The 496-nt window shown below is 43.3% G+C and carries 1 protein-coding gene; it reads left to right on the top strand.

What is annotated here, in order from left to right; translation table 11 throughout:
* On the top strand, positions 1–194 hold a 194-nt coding region (locus tag WYK_RS25545; RefSeq protein ID WP_040373729.1), incomplete at its 5' end, for a hypothetical protein.
* Positions 195–496: the final 302 nt, after the last annotated feature.

Below are 496 nucleotides of genomic sequence, written 5' to 3'. Positions count from 1 at the left end.
GGGTTTTTTTATTTTGGTCGGGAGCAGAGGATGCATTATATTTGCAAGGGAATAATCACATGGAGTTAGGGTCGAATATTTTTAAGTTTGGGCTGAATCAACCTCATTTTGGGCCGAATCAATCGGAGTTTGGGCCGAATAAAGGTAAGAAACGGCCGAATGTAAGCCAGGCAGAGCCAAATGAGCCTATTTAATGGTGATTTCATAAAGCTAACTGGTCCCAAAAGATCTGGTTTTATCAAAAAAGAGTCGTTAAAAGGGAAAAAGCGAAGCCAACGAAACAAAAAGTAAAAGATACACTATTTTCACAAGAGCCAAACCCAAGAACTCGTGAGGCGGCCCATAATCTATGCAGCAAGTAATGCAGCGTGCGGCAAGAGAAGAATTATCCGGAGTTCCGGGCCGAATCAATCGGAGGTTGGGCCGAATAAAGGTAAGAAACGGCCGAATGTAAGCCCAGTAGAGCTAAATGAGGCTGGACAATGGCGAATTCATA

Source organism: Peribacillus psychrosaccharolyticus ATCC 23296 (assembly GCF_000305495.1).
In the GTDB taxonomy this organism is placed as follows: Bacteria; Bacillota; Bacilli; order Bacillales; family DSM-1321; genus Peribacillus; species Peribacillus psychrosaccharolyticus.
The sequence above is the reverse complement of the archived record's forward strand: the minus strand, read 5'-3'. Positions and strand labels throughout refer to the sequence as shown.